Origin of the sequence: Roseovarius aestuarii (genome assembly GCF_019966515.1) — a bacterium.
Lineage (GTDB): Bacteria > Pseudomonadota > Alphaproteobacteria > Rhodobacterales > Rhodobacteraceae > Roseovarius > Roseovarius aestuarii.
Map to the genome: position 1 here is coordinate 109,777 of NZ_JAIMIB010000014.1, position 22,214 is coordinate 131,990.

The 22,214-nt window shown below is 55.9% G+C and carries 22 protein-coding genes and 1 tRNA gene; 7 read left to right on the plus strand and 16 right to left on the minus strand.

The window, feature by feature from the left end; translation table 11 throughout:
- Window positions 1-78: 78 nt before the first annotated feature.
- Window positions 79-1,296 carry an FAD-dependent monooxygenase gene (locus LC334_RS16205; RefSeq protein ID WP_085801502.1) on the plus strand — a complete coding sequence of 406 codons (1,218 nt, stop codon included), beginning with the start codon at window positions 79-81 and terminating at the stop codon, window positions 1,294-1,296.
- A gap of 36 nt (window positions 1,297-1,332) precedes the next feature.
- Here LC334_RS16205 and LC334_RS16210 read toward each other — a convergent pair whose 3' ends face one another.
- The 3 genes from LC334_RS16210 to LC334_RS16220 all read right to left on the minus strand — a co-directional run bounded on the left by LC334_RS16210 (window position 1,333) and on the right by LC334_RS16220 (window position 3,603).
- The gene (locus tag LC334_RS16210) at window positions 1,333-1,767 is read right to left on the minus strand and encodes a hypothetical protein (protein ID WP_085801474.1); all 435 of its coding nucleotides are present in this window, start codon (window positions 1,765-1,767) and stop codon (window positions 1,333-1,335) included.
- 67 nt (window positions 1,768-1,834) lie between these two features.
- Entirely contained in the window at window positions 1,835-2,395 is a 561-nt protein-coding gene (rsmD, locus tag LC334_RS16215; protein ID WP_085801475.1) for a 16S rRNA (guanine(966)-N(2))-methyltransferase RsmD, read from the minus strand.
- Window positions 2,392-3,603, minus strand: coding sequence for an NAD(P)/FAD-dependent oxidoreductase (locus LC334_RS16220; RefSeq protein ID WP_085801476.1), 1,212 nt, complete (start codon window positions 3,601-3,603; stop codon window positions 2,392-2,394). The genes rsmD and LC334_RS16220 overlap by 4 nt, the downstream gene beginning before the upstream one ends.
- Window positions 3,604-3,695: 92 nt before the next feature.
- Here LC334_RS16220 and LC334_RS16225 point away from each other — a divergent pair, with 92 nt between their 5' ends.
- Entirely contained in the window at window positions 3,696-4,184 is a 489-nt protein-coding gene (locus LC334_RS16225; RefSeq protein WP_085801477.1) for a peroxiredoxin, read from the plus strand.
- Between the two features lie 37 nt (window positions 4,185-4,221).
- On the opposite strand, the gene LC334_RS16230 is transcribed toward LC334_RS16225, so the two are convergent.
- Window positions 4,222-5,142, minus strand: a complete 921-nt coding sequence (locus LC334_RS16230; protein WP_085801478.1) for a LysR family transcriptional regulator — start codon at window positions 5,140-5,142, stop codon at window positions 4,222-4,224.
- A gap of 109 nt (window positions 5,143-5,251) precedes the next feature.
- Between LC334_RS16230 and LC334_RS16235 the strand changes: the two genes are divergently transcribed.
- A complete protein-coding gene (locus LC334_RS16235) occupies window positions 5,252-6,190 on the plus strand; it encodes a DMT family transporter (RefSeq protein ID WP_176237728.1) in 939 nt (312 codons plus the stop codon).
- Window positions 6,191-6,211: 21 nt separating this feature from the next.
- Here the strand turns inward: LC334_RS16235 and LC334_RS16240 are convergent, their stop codons facing one another.
- The gene (locus tag LC334_RS16240; protein ID WP_085801480.1) at window positions 6,212-7,204 is read right to left on the minus strand and encodes a YcjF family protein; all 993 of its coding nucleotides are present in this window, start codon (window positions 7,202-7,204) and stop codon (window positions 6,212-6,214) included.
- The gene (locus LC334_RS16245) at window positions 7,201-8,616 is read right to left on the minus strand and encodes a YcjX family GTP-binding protein (RefSeq protein ID WP_085801481.1); all 1,416 of its coding nucleotides are present in this window, start codon (window positions 8,614-8,616) and stop codon (window positions 7,201-7,203) included. Before LC334_RS16245 ends, LC334_RS16240 begins: the two co-directional genes overlap by 4 nt.
- A gap of 113 nt (window positions 8,617-8,729) precedes the next feature.
- Here LC334_RS16245 and truA point away from each other — a divergent pair, with 113 nt between their 5' ends.
- Window positions 8,730-9,497 carry a tRNA pseudouridine(38-40) synthase TruA gene (truA, locus tag LC334_RS16250; RefSeq protein ID WP_085801504.1) on the plus strand — a complete coding sequence of 256 codons (768 nt, stop codon included), beginning with the start codon at window positions 8,730-8,732 and terminating at the stop codon, window positions 9,495-9,497.
- Window positions 9,498-9,544: 47 nt separating this feature from the next.
- Window positions 9,545-9,621: transfer RNA gene (locus LC334_RS16255), tRNA-Arg, on the plus strand.
- Between the two features lie 853 nt (window positions 9,622-10,474).
- On the opposite strand, the gene LC334_RS16260 is transcribed toward LC334_RS16255, so the two are convergent.
- The 5 genes from LC334_RS16260 to LC334_RS16280 all read right to left on the minus strand — a co-directional run bounded on the left by LC334_RS16260 (window position 10,475) and on the right by LC334_RS16280 (window position 14,236).
- Complete coding sequence (locus tag LC334_RS16260) at window positions 10,475-10,858, minus strand: SPW repeat domain-containing protein (RefSeq protein ID WP_085801483.1); 384 nt, start codon at window positions 10,856-10,858, stop codon at window positions 10,475-10,477.
- A 160-nt stretch (window positions 10,859-11,018) separates the two neighbouring features.
- Complete coding sequence (locus LC334_RS16265; RefSeq protein WP_085801484.1) at window positions 11,019-11,663, minus strand: cytochrome P460 family protein; 645 nt, start codon at window positions 11,661-11,663, stop codon at window positions 11,019-11,021.
- A gap of 424 nt (window positions 11,664-12,087) precedes the next feature.
- Window positions 12,088-13,299 (minus strand): 5-aminolevulinate synthase, encoded by a 1,212-nt coding sequence (hemA, locus tag LC334_RS16270; protein WP_085801485.1) that lies wholly within the window; start codon window positions 13,297-13,299, stop codon window positions 12,088-12,090.
- A gap of 83 nt (window positions 13,300-13,382) precedes the next feature.
- Entirely contained in the window at window positions 13,383-13,793 is a 411-nt protein-coding gene (locus LC334_RS16275; protein WP_085801486.1) for a DUF488 domain-containing protein, read from the minus strand.
- Between the two features lie 29 nt (window positions 13,794-13,822).
- Window positions 13,823-14,236 carry a group I truncated hemoglobin gene (locus LC334_RS16280; RefSeq protein ID WP_176237729.1) on the minus strand — a complete coding sequence of 138 codons (414 nt, stop codon included), beginning with the start codon at window positions 14,234-14,236 and terminating at the stop codon, window positions 13,823-13,825.
- 263 nt (window positions 14,237-14,499) lie between these two features.
- On the opposite strand from LC334_RS16280, the gene LC334_RS16285 reads away from it, so the two are divergent.
- Window positions 14,500-15,420 (plus strand): LysR family transcriptional regulator, encoded by a 921-nt coding sequence (locus LC334_RS16285; protein WP_085801488.1) that lies wholly within the window; start codon window positions 14,500-14,502, stop codon window positions 15,418-15,420.
- Window positions 15,421-15,955: 535 nt separating this feature from the next.
- Here LC334_RS16285 and LC334_RS16290 read toward each other — a convergent pair.
- From LC334_RS16290 to LC334_RS16310, 5 genes are all read right to left on the minus strand, one after another.
- Complete coding sequence (locus LC334_RS16290; protein WP_085801489.1) at window positions 15,956-16,885, minus strand: ornithine cyclodeaminase family protein; 930 nt, start codon at window positions 16,883-16,885, stop codon at window positions 15,956-15,958.
- An 86-nt stretch (window positions 16,886-16,971) separates the two neighbouring features.
- A complete protein-coding gene (locus LC334_RS16295; RefSeq protein WP_085801490.1) occupies window positions 16,972-18,267 on the minus strand; it encodes a dicarboxylate/amino acid:cation symporter in 1,296 nt (431 codons plus the stop codon).
- Between the two features lie 113 nt (window positions 18,268-18,380).
- On the minus strand, window positions 18,381-19,517 hold the full coding sequence (locus tag LC334_RS16300) for a threonine synthase (RefSeq protein WP_085801491.1): 1,137 nt from the start codon (window positions 19,515-19,517) through the stop codon (window positions 18,381-18,383).
- Between the two features lie 151 nt (window positions 19,518-19,668).
- On the minus strand, window positions 19,669-20,802 hold the full coding sequence (locus tag LC334_RS16305) for an alanine racemase (RefSeq protein ID WP_085801492.1): 1,134 nt from the start codon (window positions 20,800-20,802) through the stop codon (window positions 19,669-19,671).
- A 14-nt stretch (window positions 20,803-20,816) separates the two neighbouring features.
- Window positions 20,817-21,200, minus strand: coding sequence for a RidA family protein (locus LC334_RS16310; protein WP_085801493.1), 384 nt, complete (start codon window positions 21,198-21,200; stop codon window positions 20,817-20,819).
- 204 nt (window positions 21,201-21,404) lie between these two features.
- On the opposite strand from LC334_RS16310, the gene LC334_RS16315 reads away from it, so the two are divergent.
- Window positions 21,405-21,845, plus strand: a complete 441-nt coding sequence (locus tag LC334_RS16315) for an Lrp/AsnC family transcriptional regulator (protein ID WP_085801494.1) — start codon at window positions 21,405-21,407, stop codon at window positions 21,843-21,845.
- Window positions 21,846-22,214 lie beyond the last annotated feature (369 nt).

The window sequence follows — 22,214 nt, forward strand, 5'->3', positions numbered from 1 at the left end:
AAATATCCTGATCGGATTTCAACGGTAGCGGCCTTGCGGCGCATGGACAATCCCACGCAAGCCGCCATATGTAATCGCATGACGCATGACAGCGATATCCTGATCGTCGGTGGTGGGCTTAACGGTCCGGCATTAGCCCTTGCCCTGGCCCAGGCCGGGCATTCCGTTACCGTCATCGATGCGCTCAGCGAGAAAGTTCGCAGGAATGCCGCCTTTGACGGGCGATCCTATGCGCTTGCCCTCGCCTCGGTCCGGCTGCTTAGCGCCATCGGTATCTGGGAACGCGTCGCCAAAAATGCCCAACCCATGCTGGAAATCAAGGTTAGCGACGGGCGCGCTGGCGAAGGTGCCGCACCCTTTTTCATGCATTTTGACCATGCGGAGATCGAAGAGGGCCCGATGGGCCACATGCTCGAGGACCGCTTCCTGCGTCGCGCTTTTCTTGAGGCGATGGAGGAGACCCAAGGCATAACCCACTTGGCCGGCGAAACCGTCATCGCGCAAGACATTCATCCCGCCCATGTCAGTGTCACGCTTGCATCGGGCAAGACCCTCTCGGGCAGGTTTTTAATCGGCTCGGACGGCCGCGCTTCGGGTACGGCTGAACGCGCGGGAATCCAGCGCACCGGTTGGGATTACGGCCAGACGGCACTTGTCTGCGCCATCGAGCATGAGCTACCGCATAAGGGTATTGCGCATCAGTTCTTCATGCCACCGGGTCCACTCGCCATCCTGCCCCTTCCGGCTAGTATGAGTTCAATCGTCTGGAGCGAAAAGGAAGAAACCGCCGCCAAATTTGCCGAGCTTTCTGATGCCGGTTTCATGGAGGTTCTGCGCCCCCGCTTTGGCGATTTCCTGGGCGAGATCAAGCTTAAGGGCAAACGCTTTACCTACCCTCTGGGTCTCACCGTAGCGAATTCCTTCATCGCGGACCGGCTTGCGCTGATTGGCGATGCAGCGCATGGCATGCACCCGATTGCCGGACAGGGCCTCAACGCGGGCCTGCGCGACGTCGGCGCCCTGGCCCAGGTGCTTCAAGAGGCATCGCACCGTGGTGAAGACATTGGCGCGCCAGATGTTCTGGCCCGCTACCAGCAATGGCGCCGCTTCGACACGAGCACGCTGGCGCTGGCCACGGACCTTACCAACCGGCTGTTTTCAAATGATAACCCACTCCTGAGGTTGGGGCGCGATCTGGGTATGGGGGCGATCAACGCCATGCCCGGCCTGCGGCGAAAATTCATCAGAGAGGCTGCGGGGCTTACCGGTGATCTGCCGGCATTGATGCGTGGCTAATGCCCGGTTTGTTTTAGCAGGTACGTGTTCAGCGATTCAGCCTGCGAAATTCTCCAAGACATCCGTTTGATCTGTCTCTTGCGCGATAAGTTTCAGAACCGGACGCACCGGGGGCTCTGCCACCGGGTCGCCAGGGCGGACAGCACGCGTCGCTTTGGGTTCATTGGCTTCGATCAGATGCCGATGCGTGGCCAGGTTGACCACGTCCGATGCCGCACGTTCGCATAGCGTTACCGCAGGCACCTCGCGCTCTTCCCAATAGGCCGGGTCTTTCAGAATGTGCGCAGGCAGTCGATCACGCAGCAGCCCCCGTCGCTTCTGCGTTTTGATCACCACCTCATGGCAGTGTCCCTCAGGGCTGTCGGGGTCAGCCAGTGCCATCTCCCGCAACATCTGTTCGCGCCGCTTTAGCGCGTTAATCTCAGACCGAATTCCGGCCAACTCGTCAGCGATGTTGCGGGTATGGAACATTTAAACTCTCCGTCCTAGCGACATATAGAACAAAAGCGGAACTTAATTAAAATCGAGTGAATTTTGTTCAGCTTTCGTCCTCAAGGAACGAAATTATCGTGTCACCGTATTTGCGAGCTTCCAGCAGACGCAAGTCGGCGGGCACGTCAATCGTCGAGCTCTCTTCCCAGACCACCAACGCGCCCGGTGCGATCCAGCCCCCCGTCAGCGCCTTCGCGAGCGCCACCTCGCCCAATCCCTTGCCGTAAGGCGGGTCAAGGAAAATCAGGTCATAGGCAGCCTCCGGGTTCTCACCCAGCCGCCTTGCATCGCGTCGTAGTACCTGCACTTTCGGGCCTGCGTTCAACAGCGCGATATTCTCTGCCAGTATACTCTGTGCCTTGCGCCCATCTTCGACAAAACACACGCAATCTGCGCCGCGCGACAGGGCCTCAAGCCCCAACGCCCCGGTACCCGCAAAAATATCGAGACAGCGCGCACCTGTCACCGGGTCGCCATAGCCGCCCGCCAGTACGTTAAACAGGCTCTCGCGCACCCGGTCCGAGGTCGGTCGCAAATGCGCCGCCATATCCCCTTTGCCGACCGACGCCAATGTGCGGCCGCGATGCGTGCCGCCGATAATCCTCACGCGCGCATCAACTGCTTCAGATCGGCCCCCGGGTCGGCAACGACAGCCGGGTCGGCGGTTTTGCCGCTGTCGATCAGGCGTTTGCCGACCATGTAGGCGCGCGGTTCGTTCATCGCATCGACCGCCAGCAGCTGATCGCCTTTGTAATACCAGAACGAGGCATGGCCCTCGGCTTCACCAGGGCGTGTCACGATCCGGTCGTAGCCGGTATTCAGCCCGGCGATCTGCAATTTCACGTCATACTGATCCGACCAGAACCACGGCTGCGGCACATAGGTCTTGCCAGCACCCATGATGTTTTCGGCCACGCATTCGGCCATATCGATCGCATTGGGCACGCTCTCGAGCCGGATACGGCCCTCGCCATGCGGGAACGATGCGCAATCCCCCGCCGCCCAGATTGCCGGGTCGCTGGTCTGACCCAATTCATCGACCTTTATGCCGTTCTCGATCTCCAGCCCGGCAGCTTCGGCCAGCGTCGTGGCGGGCACGATACCCACGCCAACGATGACGAAATCCACTGCCAGCTCGCTGCCATCGCTCAGACACGCACCGCTGACGTGACCATCACCCAGCAATGTCTCAAGCCCTACACCTTCGCGGATATCGACGCCATGGCCCCGATGTAGATTGCGGAAGAAATCCGAGGTCTCCGGTGCCGCGACACGCTGCAGGATGCGATCCGCCATCTCGACCAACACGACCTCAAGCCCTTTGCTGGCCGCCACAGCCGCGGCCTCAAGGCCGATATAGCCGCCGCCCACGATCAATACGCGTTTGCCGGGGCCGAACCCCAGCGCCATCGTGTTTACATCTCTGAGGTCACGCACAACGAAAACACCCTCAAGCTCGCCGCCAATTGCTGCGGGCAAGCGGCGCGGAGTCGATCCGGTGGTCAGCACCAGATGATCATAGGCCAGACGCTCACCCTCCACGACGATCTCTTGAACGGCCCGATCAATCTCGGTAACGGCGCCGTTCAGACGCAGGTCAATACCGTTCTCTTCATAAAAACTTTCCGGCCGCAGGTAGAGCCGCTCCAACTCCATCTCGCCCAGCAGGTATTTCTTCGACAAAGGCGGGCGCTGGTAGGGTGGCACCGGTTCTTCACCGATCAGCGTCACCTCACCGTCAAAGCCGCCATTGCGCAGCTTGGCCACCAGCGACGATCCGGCCTGCCCGGCCCCCACGACTACAACCCGCGTCATCCCGCCTTCTCCTTAATTCCTCGTGGCCTTGCCACCTGTCCCGGCCTATATCTACACTTACGCGAAACATGAATGATAGACAGGATGCGACAATGAGTATTTCTTCTGGCGACAAACTTCCCGCGGCGAATTTGATGCAGATGGGCGCGGAGGGCCCGGAACAAGTGGCGCTGGAAGACAAAACCAAAGGCCGCAAGGTGGTGATTTTCGCCGTGCCGGGCGCCTACACACCCACTTGCCATTCGGCCCATGTGCCCAGTTTCATCCGCACCAAGGATGATCTGGCCGCGAAAGGTGTGGACGAAGTGATCTGCATCAGCGTCAACGATCCTTTCGTGATGAAATCCTGGGGCGAAGCCACCGGCGCAACGGACGCGGGCATTACCATGCTGGGTGACGCCGATGCCTCGTTTACCAAGGCGATCGGGATGGATTTCGATGCCCCGCCAGCCGGGTTGCTAGCGCGTTCGAAACGTTATGCCATGCTGGTCGAGGACGGCACTGTCAGCCTGCTGCATGCCGAAGAAAGCCCCGGCGTCTGCGAAGTCTCGGGCGGCGAGGCGTTGCTCGCGGCGATCTAGCCCGCCAATGACCGGCACGGGCGGGACGGCCAATGTCTCAGCCCGCCCGGTTTTTCGCTTGCTGATCCCGATGCGCTACCAGACGGTCGATCAGCAATCGCAGACATTCGACACGCTTATTCTGCTCGGGATAGTATAAATAAAACGGCGGCAACTGGCGCGCATAAGGTGCCAGCACTTCCTCCAGATCGCCCGAGGCCAGATGCTCGGCCACCGTCGCGCGCAACGACCAGCCGATGCCATGTCCTTCATGGCCAGCTTGTATCACCCCCGAGATCTGGTCAAACACCATACGTGCAGGCGGGTCGATCAGCTTTTCCTGCCCGTCCTCGATAAAATACCACTCGGCGATACGCTTTGCCGTCGGCAGTTTATAACGAATGCAATCATGTCCAAGCAGATCGCGCGGATGCGTCGGGCGTCCGCGCCGATCCAAATAGGCGGGGGCTGCCGAAAAGACGGTTTGCAGAGGCTTCGTCAGGCGCACTGCAACCATATCCGGCGACAGGATATCGCCCAGCCGGATTCCGGCGTGAAACCCTTCTCGGTTGATATCCACCAACCCCTCATGCCACGACAACTCCAGATTGAGACCGGGATAGTCGGCCAGAAACCCGTCAAGCACCGGCGCCAGCGCAGTAATATAGGCACCCCGCGACAGGCTCAGCCGCATTGTTCCGTTAAGTGACTTGCCAACTTCGCGGGTTTTCTTGACCGCATAGGACATGTCCCGATAGGCTGGGCCCGCCGCTTCAAGCAGAACACGCCCCGCCTCTGTCAATTCTATGTGCCGTGTGGTGCGGATCACAAGGCCGACACCCAACCGCTCTTCCAACGCCTTGAGCTGCAGGCTGACCGCTGGCGCCCCGACACCCAAAACCTGCGCCGCCGCCCGGAGCGATCCCTCATGAGCAATCGCCAGAAATACTTCGATTCCATGTAGTGGCGCACGTTCCATTGGTTAATAATACTAAATATTCAGTTTGATTTGCAACGCATTCCCAAACATCGCAACTCAACATATCGTTCACCGACGGCACACCCTGACGCTGCGCGTGGAGGCGAAATTGAGTATCACAACAGCGCCAGCAAGGCCGCAAAACATTCTGCGGGGTGTGACCCTGATCATCGCCGCTGCCTTCACGATCTCGGTACAGGACGTGGTTTTCAAATTGTTCAGCAATACCTTGTCTCTATGGCAGATATTCACCGTCAGGGCACTGCTGGCGCTACCGCTCTTTGCTGTTTTGGCGCTTGCCAAGGGTAACCGTGGCGCATTGCGGGGTGCCGTGCAGAAGTGGCCACTGCTGCGCGGCCTGTGCCTGACGCTCACCTTTATGGCCTTCTATGCCGCCATCCCATTCCTGAGCCTTTCGACAGTCGGCGCAGCGAACTACACCGCACCCATCTTCATCACCTTGCTTTCAGCTTATGTCATCAGCGAACCGGTAGGGCGCATGGGCTGGATCGCGGTCTTTGTGGGCTTCGTCGGCGTCGTCGTCCTGCTGAAACCCGGCACCGATGCGTTTTCGCCCTGGGCGCTGCTGCCCATCATTGGCGCGGTCTTCTACGCTCTGGGTCACATCACGACGCGGGTAAAATGCCAGTCCATACCGGTGACAACCATGGCGCTATCGCTGAACTTAATGATGCTGGCGGCAGGGCTGGGTGCAAGCCTGTTGCTTCTGATCTGGCCGCCTGCCCCCGATCTCGTCAACAGCTATCCCAACATCTTTGGCGCCTGGTCACCTATCACGCAGGCCGAGTGGCAGGTACTGGTGCTGCTGGCCGGCTTGGCGGTGCTGATCGGCATGGTGCTGGCCGGGGCGTATCAGGCCGCACCGCCCGCAACCGTGGCCACGTTCGAATACACCTACCTGATTTTCGTGGTGATGTGGGATCTGACCTTTTTCGCCACCATGCCCAAGGGGTCAACCCTGCTGGGAATGATCATGATCATCGGCGCGGGCCTGATGGTACTACGTCGCGATGCGCGGTCAGGTTAACCTGTCGGGTGGAGCCGCTCTCTAACCCCGACCGAATAGCCCCGTCAGCGCACGCTTGACCAATCCGGTGACCGACGGGCGTGCGACCCGATTGAAGGGGAGTGGGCGGCAAACCTCGATCGCGGCCACGCCGACGCGCGCCGTTAACGCGCCGTTGACGATACCTTCGCCGAAACGTCTTGAGAGTTTGGACAAGAGACTACCGCCAGCGATAGAACCGATCAGGTCATCGCCGATCGCAACCGCCCCCGTGGCGACCAGATGGGCCATCACCACCCGGGTCAACCGCCAGCTTCCCAATACGCCGGACCGGCCGCCGTAAATTTCGGCCACGCGCCGGATCATTCGGATGTTCGACGTCAGCGCGGCGACCACATCCGCCAATGCCAGCGGCACGATTGCGGTGACTGTCGCCACCTGCCGCGCCGCCCCCTCAACTTCGCGCAACGCGGCCTGATCCAGCGGCACCAGCAACTCGGTCTCGGCCAGCCCCAGCAGGCCGGAGGCATCGAACTGATCAGCGCGGTAGTCGGCCAGACGCTCGCGGCCCCAGCGGGTTTCTTCGCGTGCCGCATAGAAAGTGGTCAGCCTGTCCGCCACTTGCCGTGCCTTGGCCAAATCCTGCTCCGCCAGCGCAATCTCCGCGTCTGCCTGCAGTGTGTCGATACGTTTCAGTCGTGAAAACGCAGCCAGTTCGCGCAGCGTGATCGCCAGCATGACCAGCCCAAGCACCGCCAGAAGTCCGATCACCAACCAGCCCAGAACCGGAGAGCGCGCCAGCAATCCGATGACGAAATCCCAGGCCGCAACCGAAATGACAACGCCCACCAGGGCCAACAGTGATGACCAGAACCAACGGGTCAGCCGGGATGGACGGCGTGCCGCCAGCACGGCGGCAGTTTGCATGGCCTGCCCCTGAGGCGCAGGTGCCGCATCTGGTACCGGCGGAGCCTTGTCAGGGCCTTCTACGGGTGCGGCATCGTCCAGATCGATCAATACGGGACCCTTGGTCATAGCCTGTCTCCCAGCAAAAATTGCGCCGCCCGATCGAGCCGGATATGCGGCGGCCCCTCGCCCGGTTTCAGCGACAGTGGCGCGGGCGCGAACTGCATTGCCTGAAAGTCACCATCTAGCCAAGCCTCAGCCCCGTTGCGCGCCGCCGAAAGCAGTCGCTGTGGATCTTCCGGCAGATCACGCGCATAGAACGCCGCTTGCTTGCCAGTGCTCAATAACCTCCCACGAACACAGGGTAACTCGGCGCCGTCGTGGCTGATCTGTTCCTCAACGGTAGCTCTGAGCGCGGCAAGGGCCACTGCCTGCGTCTCTGCCCCGGCGAAATCGGCACGATCTCGGGCATCGCGCGTCAGGGCCTGCATGAGGGCGGCCAGGCGATCATGCTGACTGTGGTGCAGATGATCGGCCTTCGTCGCCGCAAAAAGAATCTTCTCGACCCGCCGACCCATCAACAAGCGCGTCAGAAAGGCGTTCTGCCCGGGCCGGAACGCGCCCAGAATATCGGCCATCGCAAGGCGCAGGTCCTCGACGGCCTGTGGACCCTTTCGTATCGCTCCCAAAGCATCAACCAGTACGACCTGCCTGTCGATGCGCGCGAAGTGGTCGCGGAAGAACGGCTTCACAACCTGCGCTTTATACGCCTCGAAACGACGCTCCATCTCGCACCAGAGCGATTTACGATGCGGTCGATCATGTGGTGGCAACGGCGCAAAAGTAAGCGCCGGAGAGCCCGCCAGATCGCCGGGCAACAAGAAACGGCCGGGCGTGCAGTCATAGAACCCTGCATCACGCGCTGCATGCAGATAGGTGGTAAAGCTTTCGGCCAGCGACTTCGCCACCGTCTCATCCAGTTTGGCATTTACCTCTGCTGCATTTGATGCCGCCAGATATGCCGCTGCCTCAGGACGCCCGGCGATACGGGCCAGCGCCTCACTGGCCCAGGTGGCATAGCTTTTGTTCAGCAGCGCGAGGTCCAACAGCCACTCACCGGGATAATCGACGATATCCAGATGTACCGTTTGCGCGCCACGCAGCCCACTCAGCAATCCGCCAGGCTGCACCCGAAGCGACAGGCGAAGCTCCGACACCGCGCGGGTACTGTCGGGCCAATGCGGTGTGTCGGCGGTAAGCGCGGCCAGATGCGTCTCATAGTCAAAGCGCGGCACCGCATAATCGGGCTGCGGCTGCAAAAAAGCCGCCTGAATACGCCCGTCGCCGGCCGCCAGCAGCGCAGGCATCCGGGCGCGATCCATCAGATTGGCGACCAGCGAAGTGATGAACACGGTCTTGCCCGACCGCGCAAGGCCCGTCACGCCCAACCGGATCACCGGCTCGAACAAGGTTTCTGAAATCGTATCACTGACGCTTTCAATCCCGCGCGTCACGCCATCTGCGATGGATGTAATGACCAAACTATCTGCCCTTTCAGCCCTGGTGCTTCCAAGATAGCTATGCCCCTGCCCAGTTGCCAGAGGGGAGGTTTGGGGGATTGTTCCCCTGCCCGCCCCGGTTTATGTGGCATCTCATGCCCAGATACGCCCTGAAAATCGAATATCACGGCGCGCCCTTCGCCGGCTGGCAACGCCAAGCGGATCAATCCACGGTACAGGGCGCGATCGAAGCAGCACTGGATCGCATAGAACCCGGCCCCCACACGATTGCCGCCGCTGGCCGCACCGATGCGGGCGTGCATGCGCTGGCACAAGTGGCTCATTGCGACATGACCAAGGACTGGGACCCGTTTCGGCTGTCGGAGGCGCTGAATTATCATCTCAAGCCCTATCCCGTTGCGATTTTGTCCTGCGCCCGTGTCGCCGAGGACTGGCACGCGCGGTTTTCAGCGCTGGATCGGCGGTACTTCTTCCGGCTGCTGACGCGTCGCGCGCCAGCAACCCACGCGGCCGGGCTGGTGTGGCAGGTTGCGCATCGCCTGAACGTCGAGGCCATGCGTGAGGGTGCGGCTCATTTGCTGGGCAAGCACGATTTCACCACCTTCCGATCCTCCATCTGCCAGGCGGCCAGCCCGGTTAAAACCCTCGATACGCTCGAGATTGACGCCGTAGACACCCAAGGCGGCCCCGAGATACATTTTCACCTGCGCGCCCGTTCGTTCCTGCACAACCAGGTACGCAGCTTCGTGGGTTCGCTGGAACGCGTGGGCAGCGGCGCTTGGGCTCCAGAGGACATCAGGACAGCGCTGGAGGCCCGTAACCGCGCCGCCTGCGGCCCTGTGTGCCCGCCACATGGGCTATACCTGGCAGGCGTCACCTATCCGGATGACACCTTCGCATGATTTGGCTTTGATCTTGCGTGAAACGCGCGCTAAAGCTGCACCCGCGTGGTCCCGTAGCTCAACTGGATAGAGCAGCTGACTTCTAATCAGCAGGTTGAGGGTTCGAGTCCTTCCGGGATCGCCATTTAATTTAATTAAATCAATATTATACGTAAGGCCGGTGAGAGTTATGAAATTCTCAAGCATTACAGCTTTCACATAGCTTCCACGTGCCTAATGTATATTAGGCTATAAGTTTCGGAAACTGGCCAAGATTTTTCGCGTACCGCATGAACCAAGAACAGCTTGATAACAAAAGCGCTCGTTCCTTCGCTCAATGATCACTTGCTGCACCAACAACACGTTTTTTTTCAACAGAATGGGGCGGAAAGTGTGAATTCGCTGCATCCGCGAAAGCAATCCCACCAAACTGCAAAAGCGGCCATTCACAGGTCTGAGACAGGTTTTCTTTTGCGGCGGCTAGCACAGAGGTCGGCAATGCGCAGATAGTGTACTTTGCAAAGTCACGCGAACAGCTCACAGGAGGCATTCATCGGGTCATGCCACGCCGCAGCGCAACTTTCGCATTCCTGCCGTTCGTGCATCCTGCAGCATTTTCGAAAGGTGAGCGGCCGGGTCGCGGACTTTGCCGCCGCCGCCCTTTTGGGTGTTTGCTGACGCAGCATGTGCTCGCAGGTGCGGCACACTCAGCTCTGCGTTGCAGCCAATTTCGTCAGACCGGTCATTCAAAGCCAGTCTGAGGCGCGAAATTCAAACCCCCCTTTCGCTGAAACCGGGATCGGCTTTAAAAGAGCGGACAAAATTGACCATGAGAATGCACAGAAGATTGACAGCTTTCTGGCCCACAGCGTCGATCAATGACCTTTAAGCCATTCCAAATTTTCCAGAGTTGGTGCAGCAAATGAAATCGAACAATCTGAATAGGTCGGTGGCCCTTTTTGATGGGCCACCGTTTAGTTGGTTTTTATGCTTGTTGATCAAGCCGCCGACGCTGATCTCACGCTTGTCTCCTGGTCTGGTTGGCTGACTGCCACCACAAGGAATACCGCGCCAGATAACGCCCAGTAATATGCGGCATCAAGCCCGGCAAACCCGAATACAAAGGGGGCGAGGGCAAACCCGACAGCGGCTACAAAGTCAATGGCGAGATGTATCTTGAAGGGCACCATCGGAACGGCGCTATATGCATAACCGGTGAGCATACTGTAGCTGATTACGACGATACCTGCGACGATCGAAAGCCAAAACGCGATTGGCGAGGATGTGCCTATACCTAAGACAAACGGAAAGATGATGAGGCCCGCAGCCGCCGCATAGTCTACGAGGCCATGCATCTTGGGTGTGAGAAAGCGGATGTTCATTTTTGTCTCCTTTGCTGTTTACATGTCGGATTTGAGTCTGTTGACTTATTTTCCTTAAAAATAGTGCCTTGCAGGCATTCAACTGCTCGAACTTTATGCCTCCATGAGTTGAACTTGCCGTCGACTGTGCCGATGCTGCGCTGTCAAAAGCACCTTCTTTCTAGTTTCCGCCCTTGGCTGCACGCAGCACCGGGTAGAACTGTGTAAAGACAAAGTCTTCTGCGGCAGACGCTTCGTGGCAGGCATTGCAGGCCTCGGCCGGTTGCCTGACGGCGGTCTCGGCGTAGGGCTCTGCGTGGTGCCCGAAAGTGTAGTAGGCCCAGTTCCCGGGCTCGTCCGGATATAGCTCTTCGCTTTTGATGGTGATTTCAAATCCGGAAAACTCACCCATGAAATAGCCTGTGCCGCTGATTTCGTCGGTCGAGCCGTCTTCATTGGCGCCGTCGGGCGCACGCACAAGTGTAAGTTCCTTGGCGAGCACGGTACCCTCGCGGAATTCACCCGTTTCTTTGTAGTGGGACCAGCTCACCGGGTCGATATAAACCATGTGGTGCTCGGGAAATGGCGCTTCGCCGCCGTTCAGCGCGTTGGGTGTGACCAAAGAACCGACAAAGGGCCATTCACGCCATATTTTGCCACGCGGGAGTTTGAGCATTTTGTCATCGGTAAACTCCGGCTGATATGACGCGTCCTGTGCCACCGCCGGGGCGATATTGATGGAAAGCGCAGCAAGACCCACAACAATCGAAATGGGTGCCACGATTGTAAGTAGCTTGGAGTTCAGCGAAGTTTTTCTTAGGAACATGATTTTTCTCCAGTGTTGCGGCAACCTCGAAGATCGCCCGCAATCTTTGCCATTTGAATTCTAATGCATTAATTTTGCGGGAAAAATTCGCGACCGTCCAATACCGATGACTTATCGTTCAATGCTCAGGGAACAGGGTAAATGACGACGAGACCCGGCCCGAGACCTCAAATAACCCTGCGGGCTGGATTCACGCAAACCTGACAGATGGCCCGGTACACCGTGCCGGTCCATGAGCGGACAGCGCGGCTCTACCTGAGGCGGTTCGCCCGCTGAATTGCGCTTTGGGTTGAAAGCTGCAGAACTGAAAAATGGCCCCATTCCCCCGATCTTGAAGTTCTTGGGGGAAAGTTTTTTCGGCTCTTGTAGTGACCGTCTTCTATCGGATCAAATCTGGAAACCCGACATGCTGATTTGAAGACCGTTATGCCGCGCGTCGCAGAGAATAGCGTGCCCAGACAGCGACAAGCGCGTCTACCAAGTGATCGATATCCTCGTCGCTATGCACGGGTGAAGGCGTAATCCGAAGCCTCTCGGTTCCGCAAGGAACAGTCGGATAGTTTATTGGCTGCAGGTAAATCGAGTATTCGGTCATCAGGGTTTCGCTGATTTCACGGCATCGAACCGGATCGCCGACCATCAGGGGCAAAATATGGGATTCAGACTGCATTAACGGCAAACCTGCTGCAGCCATAAGGTGCTTCAACTTTTGCACTCTTTCTTGTTGCAGTTCTCGCAGGGCATCGTTGTCACGCACGATCCGGATGCTGGCATATGCGGCAGCCGAGATGCAAGGCGGCAGCGACGTGGTGAAAATAAAGCCTGACCCGTTTGAACGCACGAAATCAACCAGCTCGGCCGAGGCTGAGATATATCCGCCCAGGGTGCCGAAGGCTTTGGCCAGCGTTCCCTGAATAACGTCTACGCGGTGCATAACACCATCGCGCGCTGCAACGCCGGCACCCTGCGGCCCATACAGACCAACAGCGTGTACCTCATCCAGATAGGTTAGTGCATGATGATGTTTTGCGACGTCACAAATTTTGCGGATCGGTGCGAAGTCACCGTCCATCGAATAGACCGATTCAAAGACCACCAGTTTGGCCCGATCCGGTGCGACCCGGCTCATCTTTCGATGCAGGTCATTGGGGTCATTATGCCGGAAGATGTGTTTTTCGGCGCGGCTGTGGCGGATGCCCTCGATCATCGAGGCGTGGTTCTGCTCATCAGAAAAGACCACACAATCCGGCAGACGTGAGGCCAGGGTCGACAGGGCCGTCATATTGGCCACGTAGCCCGAGGTAAACAGAAGCGCCGCCTGTTTATCGTGCAGATCGGCCAGTTCGGATTCCAGACGGACGTGATTATGGTTGGTGCCCGAGATGTTGCGGGTGCCACCAGCGCCGACACCGGTATCGCGCAGGATCCTGTGGGCAGCAGACACGACCTCCTGATTTTGCCCCATTCCGAGATAATCGTTTGAACACCATACGGTTACCCGCTGATCGGAACTGACGCCGTGATGGGTTGCTTCGGGGTAACGTCCGGCCCGACGTTCGAGATCGGCAAAGGTTCGGTAGCGACCCTCGTTGTGAAGCTTCTGTAATTCATCTGAAAAATATTGCCGATAATCCATGTCTGGCCTCCACCCGTGAAAATGTCTGTGTTGATCAATTGTGATTGTGGAAGGGGAATTTTCCGCCGTCCAATACCGATGTTTTATCGTTCAATGCACGCTGCACAGTTTGATCGCTGACAGGAGACATTGATCGCGAGGAGTGGTTTCATGATTGTCAGGTATTCGGCGAGTGCAATCGCCTGATTGTGAGCGGTATCTCGGGCCGAATAAAGCAGCGTCACAGGCCCTGTGCCCGATTGCAGCATAATCGCGTTTACGAGGCCGGAACGATTTTCCAATTCCACATGGTATCGCGATCTGAACTCGGTCCAGCGGGACGCGTCGTGATTGAACCATTGTCGCAATTCGGTGCTGGGGCCGATGTCTTTCATCCACTCGTCGATCATCGCAGCCTGCCTGGATATTCCGCGTGGCCAGATCCGATCGACGAGCAAGCGGTACCCGTCGGCCGGATCTGGTTGCTGGTAAATGCGCTTAACGAAAAAGCACATACTCGCCACCCTGTGTTCTGAGGCCGAAGTCACTCATCTTCAACTTCTACGATGTCGGGCCGCAGGCTGGCGATGATCGCCATCAGTTCTTCCTGTTCCTGTTCCGGCACGTTGAATGAGTTGAGCGTGTCGGAAAGATGCCCCGCCACGATGTCGAACTCGCTGGCCGTGATACCCAGACCGCCATGCACCACATCCGCCGGACGGCTGATTACCTTGCACGGACCGCCGGTGGCGATGCAAACAAGGTTCTTGTTCTTTTGCCGAAACGACGCCCGGGTGTCATCGCCCATGCCAAAGAAGCGTTTTCCGACGACCTCATCCTCAAAAAGCTTACCCGCGAAGTCGTCCACAACCGCGGAGATGGCGTCATAACCGCCGAGGCGTTCGTAGAGCGATCTATCCTGAGCCACAGCGGGCAGAGGCGTGGTAAGTGTGAACATAAACAGCGAAAGCCCTGCGAAAGCGGAGCTAAGAAAAGAAGATTTTCGATACATCATGGTAATTCCCTCATTGTTTGAATGCTGATCTGGTCGCGCCATTCCAGACCTGTGACAGGCCGGTTCTGACCAAGTAAATCGGAACGGCTGGGATAAAGTTCTCAGCGCGGTTTTAACGGTCTGATATAAGTAGCGAGCGAGAACGGAAGCTGTCCAATGCCGATGAATTATGGTTCAATGCACAATACACAGTGGGGGTTAGGAATATGGAATTTCATCAGGTTCGCTATTTTCTCGAAGCAGCGGAGAGCCTCAATTTCACCCGTGCTGCCGAAAATTGCCACGTCTCTCAACCGGCGCTGACCCGCGCCATTCAGAAACTGGAAGCTGAACTTGGCGGAGAACTGTTCATCAGAGATGGGCGTGCGGTGAGACTGTCTTCGCTGGGCAAGGTAATACGCGAGCATTGTCAGCGCATTTATGAAACCAGGGAAATGGCTCGCGCCGCAGCCAAATCGTTTCTTGAAAGCGGCGGATCGGAACTGAATGTCGGTGTGATGTGCACCATTGGCCCCGATGTATTGTCGGCTTTTGTCAACGAATTCAATCACACGCACAGCAATGTGTTGGTGATCTTGCACGATATTGGACCGGAAGCGTTGCCGAAATTGTTGTTTACAGGTGTCTTGGACTGCGCATTTGTTGCTTCACACGATGATAAAACATTTGAAGAGCTTTCGGTAAGGGTCCTGTTTGATGAGGACATGGTTGTGGCCTTTGAAGAGGGGCACCGGTTCGCGGAAAAACAGGAGTTGACCCTTTTTGATGTTGCGGAAGAAGCCTACGTGGATCGTCTGAAATGCGAAATTCGACAGCCGTTTTTTGAATTTATGGAAAACAACGGTCTCGATCTAAAGGTCGTCTGCAGCAGTCAGCGGGAAGATTGGATTCAGGAGCTTGTGGTTCGTGGCCTCGGTGTGAGTATTATGCCGCGGTTTTCGATCACCACCCGCCGGCTGGACTGGCGATCTCTATCCGGGCCGGTTTCTAATTCCCGTCAAATCATGATCGCGCAGACCAAAAGTCAAATGCCGCAGTCCACCGCAGGCTCGTTCTGTTCGGAAGCTCAAGAGTTTCAATGGCAAACTGCTCTTGAGAATTTAGATGTAAACGAAAGGCTTCACTGACTCTAACTCTCGTCGGGGGAGCTGGCCCTGACTTTGGTGCGCTTTTAGGTAGATGCGAGCGCAGGATGCGCGATCGCCGATCGGGGAGTGAGTGGCGCAGTTTGTCCACAAGCGTTAACGCAGTTATTTGAAGATAGATTCCATTCTCGGAACATACTAGCGAAATGCAAAGTGCGATATGCAGATAGCCGCCCAAATAGAATTTTACAGTAATGTCGTCTTTCGTGCGCTTATTTGGTCGTACGATCCCCCTGCAGCAATCGACAAGCAGGGCTCAGAGTTATGTCTCGCCGCTCTTTGCTGGAACGCCCGATGCCAAAGAACGAACGCCACACGATCATCTTGAAAACTCGGGAAACCCGTGAATTTGCAGGTGTTTCCCCGGAACGAGCGGGAATCTGACGAAAGACAGGTCTCGGTTAATTAAGGCAACGCAGATCTCCGCAGCACCGCATGGCCGCGAAGAGCCCTTTTTACCGAATGCTGCACCGAATTTGAATGAGTACGACGCTTACAAAGCTGACGTTATGTACGGCTATGCAATTGGTTTCGAAAGATGCGCCGCAATCACTTTTTCTGCGATGTAAAGATCCTGCAATGAAATACCAGAGCTATCGAAAACAGTAATCTCACTTTCCGACTCGCGACCAGAAACTGTACCCTTTAGCACGTCGCCAATCGGGACAACGTTAGTATCGGCTGCTGTGTGCTGAAACTCGCCAATACGCAGTGATTGTTCTGGGAGATCGCAAAACAAGCGACCGGCCGAAAACAACTCCGGTGGAAGTTCTTGTTTCCCTCCTCCGTCTGATCCCATTGACGAGATGTGTGTTCCTGGTTGAACCCATTCGGGTCGAAACAAAGGTGCCTTGGAGGTGGTCGCGGTGACAATGATATCGGCTTGCCGACAAGCGGTTTCAGCCTCGCAGGCTTCTGCAGGCAGACCACCCCGAGAGAGCTTTTCAGCAAATGCTGACGTGCGTTCTTCGGATCGCCCGACAATAAGAATACGTTGCAGAGAGCGAATTTTTGCGATTGCATGTGCTTCGTATTCTGCTTGGTTTCCTGTTCCAAATAGAGTCAATACTTTTGCATCGGCGCGTGCCAAGGCGTCGGTCGCGACCGCGTCAGCAGCAGCAGTACGATAGGCATTAAGTTTGCCTGCCTCCACCACCGCTCCAATGCTGCCTTTCTCTTGGTTGAACAATAGGATCAGAGAGTTATGCCGCGGGAGGCCTACCTCGTCATTTGTGGGAAAATACGACCCCACCTTTACGCCAGCCATTGATCCATCTGCCGCTGACTTGATCGTAAATCGGTTTTGTGGATCACTTGCGTGGCCGATCACAACCGGGAAGCTCTTTGCCGCCGCTGCGACGGAAGCAACAAAAGCCTCGCGGACGGCTTCGTAGGCGAGCTCATGCGTCGCGATCGCGGCAGATTGTTCTTCAGTAATTCGTATCATGAGGTGCTCCTACCTTCTGAAGCCGTATGGACCTGAGGGTCGGGGCAATATTCTCGCCCCGGCTCTTCTTTATTTGCTCAGCCTAACTATGCGTCCGCTAGTTTAGGCGCTTTCAACGCATGGGGAGTATTGTACGCATCCAGATCGATCTGATCTTCGGATTTGGCAACAATTACCGCACAAGTACAGTCGCCCGTCACGTTAAGCGACGTGCGTGCCATATCCAGAATCCGGTCGATGCCGGCGATGATTGCAACGCCTTCCAACGGCAGGCCAACAGAGGTGAGAACAAGTGACAGCATCACAAGACCTGCACCAGGAACACCAGCGGTACCGATAGAGGCGAGCGTAGAAGTCAGAATAATAGTGACGTATTCTGACATACCGAGGTCTATGCCAAAGGCTTGGGCCACGAACAGAGCTGACACACCCTGATACATTGCTGTGCCATCCATGTTAATGGTTGCTCCCAATGGAAGCGTGAAGCTTGCCACCGACTTGTTGACACCCAAGTTTTGCTGGGCTGCCGACATTGTGACCGGCAAGGTGCCAGAACTGGAAGTGCTGGTAAAAGCAACGATCTGTGGCTCCACTACACCTTGGAAGAACCGAACTGGATTCAGGCGGGCAACGAACGTAATCAACCCGCCATAAACGATCAAAGCATGCAGGATACATCCGAGGTACAGGGCGAAAATGATCTTAGCCAACGGCAAGAGCAACGACAGCCCATATGTTCCGGCAACCCAGGCCATCAATGCAAAGACACCGTAAGGTGCAAATGAAATCACGATCTCAGTCAGCTTCAGAATGACCGTGTTCAGTGAGTCGAAGAAGGTGCGGATCGGCTCTGCCGGTTTTCCTGCAAGGTTGATTGCAAGACCAAATACGATTGCAAAGAAAATGATTTGCAGAACGTTTCCGTCAGCCGCCGCCGCAACCGGGTTCTTTGGAATGATCGCAATCAAGGTTTCAATGAACGGTGGTGCCGCTTTAGGCTCCATTGCGCTTGCTGTGCCGAGATCCACACCTGCGCCAGGCTGGAACAAGATAGCCAATCCCAGTCCAATGGTAATCGCAAAAGCGGTGGTGCCAAGATAAAAGGCAATTGACTTGATTCCGATGCGGCCCATCCGTGCCAGGTCGGTTACGGAAGTCATACCGCAAACCAGCGAGACAAAGACAAGCGGTACAATCAGCATTTTGATAGCCGAAATGAACATCGTACCGATATACTTGATCATGGTGGCCGTGTTCTCGTTGCCCGTCACATTCAGGACGACGCCAACTAAAACCCCAAACACCAAAGCAAACACGATTTGCTTCCATAGCATCATCGATCGCCACCGCCCAAATAGTCCGGATTTCGCTTGCTGGGTCATATTCTTTCCTTTCAGTAAAGTGTTGATGGGCCGGAATGAGTACGCGACGACAAACGTGATGCGGTCGTCTCTTTGAATTCGTACGTTTCGCTAGAAGAAGCTGCCCGAGAGTTCTACGTGTCGCCGTTAAGTAGCTCTGCGTAGAAAGACGTTGCTTTGAGACCGCTACCGGTCAGGATCACTACAGTTTCATCGGTCTCTTTTATGAGGCCGTGATTGTGCAGCTTCGACAGCCCGGCGGCGGCGTGTGCCGTCGTTGGCTCGACATACAGACCTTGCTGTGCCAGGCGCTGACTGGCCGAAATAATCTCGTCCTCTTCAACGGCGACAGTTCCGCCGTCACTTTCCCGAAGCGCTTGGAGCATCTCCTTGATGCGAAGTGGGCGCTTGATGGCGGTGCCTTCTGCTACGGTCTTACCAAACCCTTCGAGGACATGATCGTTGGCTCCAGCTTGGAAAGCTGCATGAAGAGGGGCGCAGTTGGCGGGCTGAGATACAAAGATTTTTGGCAGACGATCAGCTTCTCCGGATGCAATCAACTCTTTGAATGCAAGGTAAATTCCCAGAACATTGCTGCCCGCTGAGGCCGGAATGACAATATTGTCAGGAACTTTGAATCCGAGGTCTTCCCAGATTTCATATCCAATTGTTTTGGTACCTTGCAGGAAGAAGGGATGCCAGTTGTGGCTGGCGTAGAAAATCTCCGAGGCCATTTCGATCGCCGCCTCTTCCGTCGCTTCGCGCGGACCAGGCACCCGTACAATTTCGGCTCCATAGGCAGTAATCTGTGCCACTTTTGCTGCTGAGGTTGAGGCAGGAACAAAGACTTTGACCTTCATGCCTGCTGCAGCCCCGTAACCTGCAACTGATGCACCGCCGTTGCCAGAGCTGTCTTCAAGCACCTCTTTGATGCCCATTTCCTTGAGCATTGAAAGCATCACCGACGTGCCCCGGTCCTTGAACGAACCGGTAGGTGAAAACCATTCGAGTTTGAAACTACACGGCACGCCGTCGAAACTGCTTTCATGCATTGGAGTGCAGCCTTCGCCCATTGTAACCGGGGTCTCGATTTTTGTAGGAAAAGCGGCCCGATACCGCCAAAGGGAACGGGTGTTTGTATCGATGTCTTCTCTTCGAATGCCAGGGAGTGGCGCCATCATGAGCGGGTTGCCATCTGGTGATCGCCAGATCTTCTCATCCAGAGCGTACACAGTGCTGGTTTTCGGGTCTATGAAAGTTGGTTTGTTCATTTGTGCCTCTTTGGTTTTATTGGCTTTGAGCTGTCTTGACCGTGTCGCAGAAGTAACCGGTTGCTTTGTTTCACGCGGGAGCAACGATCGACAAAATCAGCGACCAATTGGTTCTCCTGGATTAACTCTGCGACTTCGCTAACCATCTCAGTTAGTCACTGATGCGAGGCCAAATGGCTTCGACTTCGTTGTTTTCGTCGACCACGAAGTACTTCGTGTGCTGAGCAGCAGTCGCACAGACATGGTTCGGTAGAATCCTTAGGAGCGTGCCAAGTTCGATCTCTGGAACAGTTTTCTCAATGCCCGCCCGGTAACCGATAATCCCATGGTCCTGTTGAGTGTCCAGAACCACCAGATCCGGCAGAACCGTTCCGTCCTCCAGGCAAACTTGGCCGTAGAAGAAGTCCTCTTTCTGTTTGCTTGTTCCTCGATCGCGAGACAGAGACATCCACCCAGAATCTGTAATGATCCGGTTCGTTTCTCGATTGACCCCATTCACTGTTGTCAAAACGCTCATTGCGATATCGTCGAACGTGCAAACACCGACGCCGCGTTGCACCAGGTCAAAGAACATGCAGGTTCCAGCCCGCATTTCCGTTGCACCCAAACACTCAATATCTGCAAGCGCCGTCGGTGTAGAGCCAACGCTTACAATATCGCAACGGTAGCCAGCGTTTCGAAGATGTGCTGCGGCTTGAAGAGCAGCGGCTTCTTCTTCGCGGGCAAGATCCTCAATTGCAGCTGCGTCGGTCAAAGCATAGCTCTTGCCTGCGTGCGCCATAACACCAGAAAGCAACCCGCCTTCAGATAGAATGGCTGCTACCGCCAACAGACGATCAGTGTCTTCTGGCCGAACACCAGAGCGGTGGCCATCCATGTCGAGCTCAATCAAAACAGAAAATGAGACGCCGGTCTCTTTGCAAAACTTTTGAAGTCGATCGGCCATGTCCACGTTGTCCACAACCACTTTTAGGTCAACACCGTCGGTCACCAGAGCTGCCGCGCGTTTGAACTTTTGTGGAACAATTGCATTTGAATAGAGCAAATCGGTAATGCCAACCTTTGCAAATTCTTCGGCTTCAAAGAGAGTTGAAACCGTCGCGCCTGAACCGTTTTTTCCGACAATCAGCTTTGCAACATCCACAGACTTGGCCGATTTCAAATGCGGGCGCTGTGAGATCCCTCGTTTCTCGGTGGCAGCAGTCATGCGGCCGATGTTCGCAATCAAGCGCCCTTTATCGATCAACAAGCTGGGTGTTTCCAAATCGGTCAATTTCGTCGTCATTTGAGTCGTCTTTCTTAATTACCTGAGACTGATGCGATGAGTTCCATTTCCACATCAAAGCCGTGATGAAGATTGGGAACAGGAGCTACCGCTCGTGCAGGCTTGTGCTCTCCGAAGGCCGCTGCGTAAGCTTGGTCAAAGTCTTTCCAGTTTTCGATGTTCGTGACGTAAACGGTCGCCTTAACCACGTTTGACAAGTTCGCCCCTGCTTCTTTCAGAATTGCTGCGGCATTCCTCAAGACGCACTCGGCTTGTTCCTTGAAGCTGCGCGACGAGTCCAATTCCGCGCCCGGTTCAATGGGTAAGACACCAGATACGAACACTAGGTCACCGCTAACGATGGCCTGTGAGTAGTGGCCCAGTGGAAGTGCTGCTTCACGTGTTTCAATTTTTTTCATTTCGTACTGTTCCTTAGGTTTCAGCTCGGCGGTTACGTGCGTTCTCTAAACCTCAAGTGAGAAGGTGTCGTTTCGAACGTGCGATCAGCCGTGCAAAGATGCGTTGTGATGTTTCTAGGCGTATCTTGCGCAATTTTTGCGCAAATATTTTCTAGTTTGATATCAATATTGCAATCTGGGGGCGTTCATGCAAATTTTCCGCGCATGAAGAACGTTGACAAAATTGATAGACTGATTCTCCGCGCACTCGAAGATAATGCAGATTGCGCCAACAAATTACTCGCCGAGCGAGTGGGTTTATCGCCTTCTGCCTGCCTCAGACGAGTTGCGAGGCTGAAGGAAATTGGCGCCATTAAGAAGATAGTGGCAGTTGTAGACCCAGATTGCTACGAACGAAAACTTTCGGTGGTGGTATCCGTAAAGTTTGAGCGCCACGGACTGCAGGCGCGACAAAATTTCTTTGACCAGTTGAAGCGTGAACGAGCGGTTGTTCAGTGCTATATGGTCACAGGTGAAGTTGGCAGCATCATCATTCTGCATGTTGCGGACATGGATGAGTATACAGAACTCACAGATAGGTTGTTCAACGAAGACCCGAACATTTCCGCGTTCACGACATTTATGGTGATGTCAAAGTTATTGTAATTTCCAGATCCGTTCGGGCTGCGTAACGCGCATTTGCCTTTGAGTTGCCAGTTCATGAGGCTTTTGGAACCGAAGGAAAGTTTACCTAAACCAAGTCGATTACTTTTTTTCTCTCTCGCACGCTCGCCAACGTCGGGTAAAATCCGACAGTTGCCATTGCAATTTGTGCAACGAATGTCAGTGTTGTCCACAGACCGTGAGTTCGACCGAATACAGTTTTTTGCAGCGCAGTGAATGGCGGCTATGTGGGCTGCAGTCGCAGCATCGACTGGACCGGGCGAACGGCAGGAATGGGCCGATTGGAATGGCCCATTCGCCGAAATTTGATCGAGTGTCACGAACGCTTCCGCAATACTTGCATAACGGCCA

Coding starts and splice junctions, on each gene's coding strand:
- LC334_RS16205 (WP_085801502.1), top strand. CDS start 79: ATGACGCATGACAGCGATATCCTGATCGTCGGTGGTGGGCTTAACGGT.
- LC334_RS16210 (WP_085801474.1), bottom strand. CDS start 1,767: ATGTTCCATACCCGCAACATCGCTGACGAGTTGGCCGGAATTCGGTCT.
- LC334_RS16220 (WP_085801476.1), bottom strand. CDS start 3,603: ATGACGCGGGTTGTAGTCGTGGGGGCCGGGCAGGCCGGATCGTCGCTG.
- LC334_RS16225 (WP_085801477.1), top strand. CDS start 3,696: ATGAGTATTTCTTCTGGCGACAAACTTCCCGCGGCGAATTTGATGCAG.
- LC334_RS16230 (WP_085801478.1), bottom strand. CDS start 5,142: ATGGAACGTGCGCCACTACATGGAATCGAAGTATTTCTGGCGATTGCT.
- LC334_RS16240 (WP_085801480.1), bottom strand. CDS start 7,204: ATGACCAAGGGTCCCGTATTGATCGATCTGGACGATGCCGCACCCGTA.
- truA (WP_085801504.1), top strand. CDS start 8,730: ATGCCCAGATACGCCCTGAAAATCGAATATCACGGCGCGCCCTTCGCC.
- LC334_RS16260 (WP_085801483.1), bottom strand. CDS start 10,858: ATGAACATCCGCTTTCTCACACCCAAGATGCATGGCCTCGTAGACTAT.
- LC334_RS16265 (WP_085801484.1), bottom strand. CDS start 11,663: ATGTTCCTAAGAAAAACTTCGCTGAACTCCAAGCTACTTACAATCGTG.
- hemA (WP_085801485.1), bottom strand. CDS start 13,299: ATGGATTATCGGCAATATTTTTCAGATGAATTACAGAAGCTTCACAAC.
- LC334_RS16275 (WP_085801486.1), bottom strand. CDS start 13,793: ATGTGCTTTTTCGTTAAGCGCATTTACCAGCAACCAGATCCGGCCGAC.
- LC334_RS16280 (WP_176237729.1), bottom strand. CDS start 14,236: ATGTTCACACTTACCACGCCTCTGCCCGCTGTGGCTCAGGATAGATCG.
- LC334_RS16285 (WP_085801488.1), top strand. CDS start 14,500: ATGGAATTTCATCAGGTTCGCTATTTTCTCGAAGCAGCGGAGAGCCTC.
- LC334_RS16290 (WP_085801489.1), bottom strand. CDS start 16,885: ATGATACGAATTACTGAAGAACAATCTGCCGCGATCGCGACGCATGAG.
- LC334_RS16295 (WP_085801490.1), bottom strand. CDS start 18,267: ATGACCCAGCAAGCGAAATCCGGACTATTTGGGCGGTGGCGATCGATG.
- LC334_RS16300 (WP_085801491.1), bottom strand. CDS start 19,517: ATGAACAAACCAACTTTCATAGACCCGAAAACCAGCACTGTGTACGCT.
- LC334_RS16305 (WP_085801492.1), bottom strand. CDS start 20,802: ATGACGACGAAATTGACCGATTTGGAAACACCCAGCTTGTTGATCGAT.
- LC334_RS16310 (WP_085801493.1), bottom strand. CDS start 21,200: ATGAAAAAAATTGAAACACGTGAAGCAGCACTTCCACTGGGCCACTAC.
- LC334_RS16315 (WP_085801494.1), top strand. CDS start 21,405: ATGAAGAACGTTGACAAAATTGATAGACTGATTCTCCGCGCACTCGAA.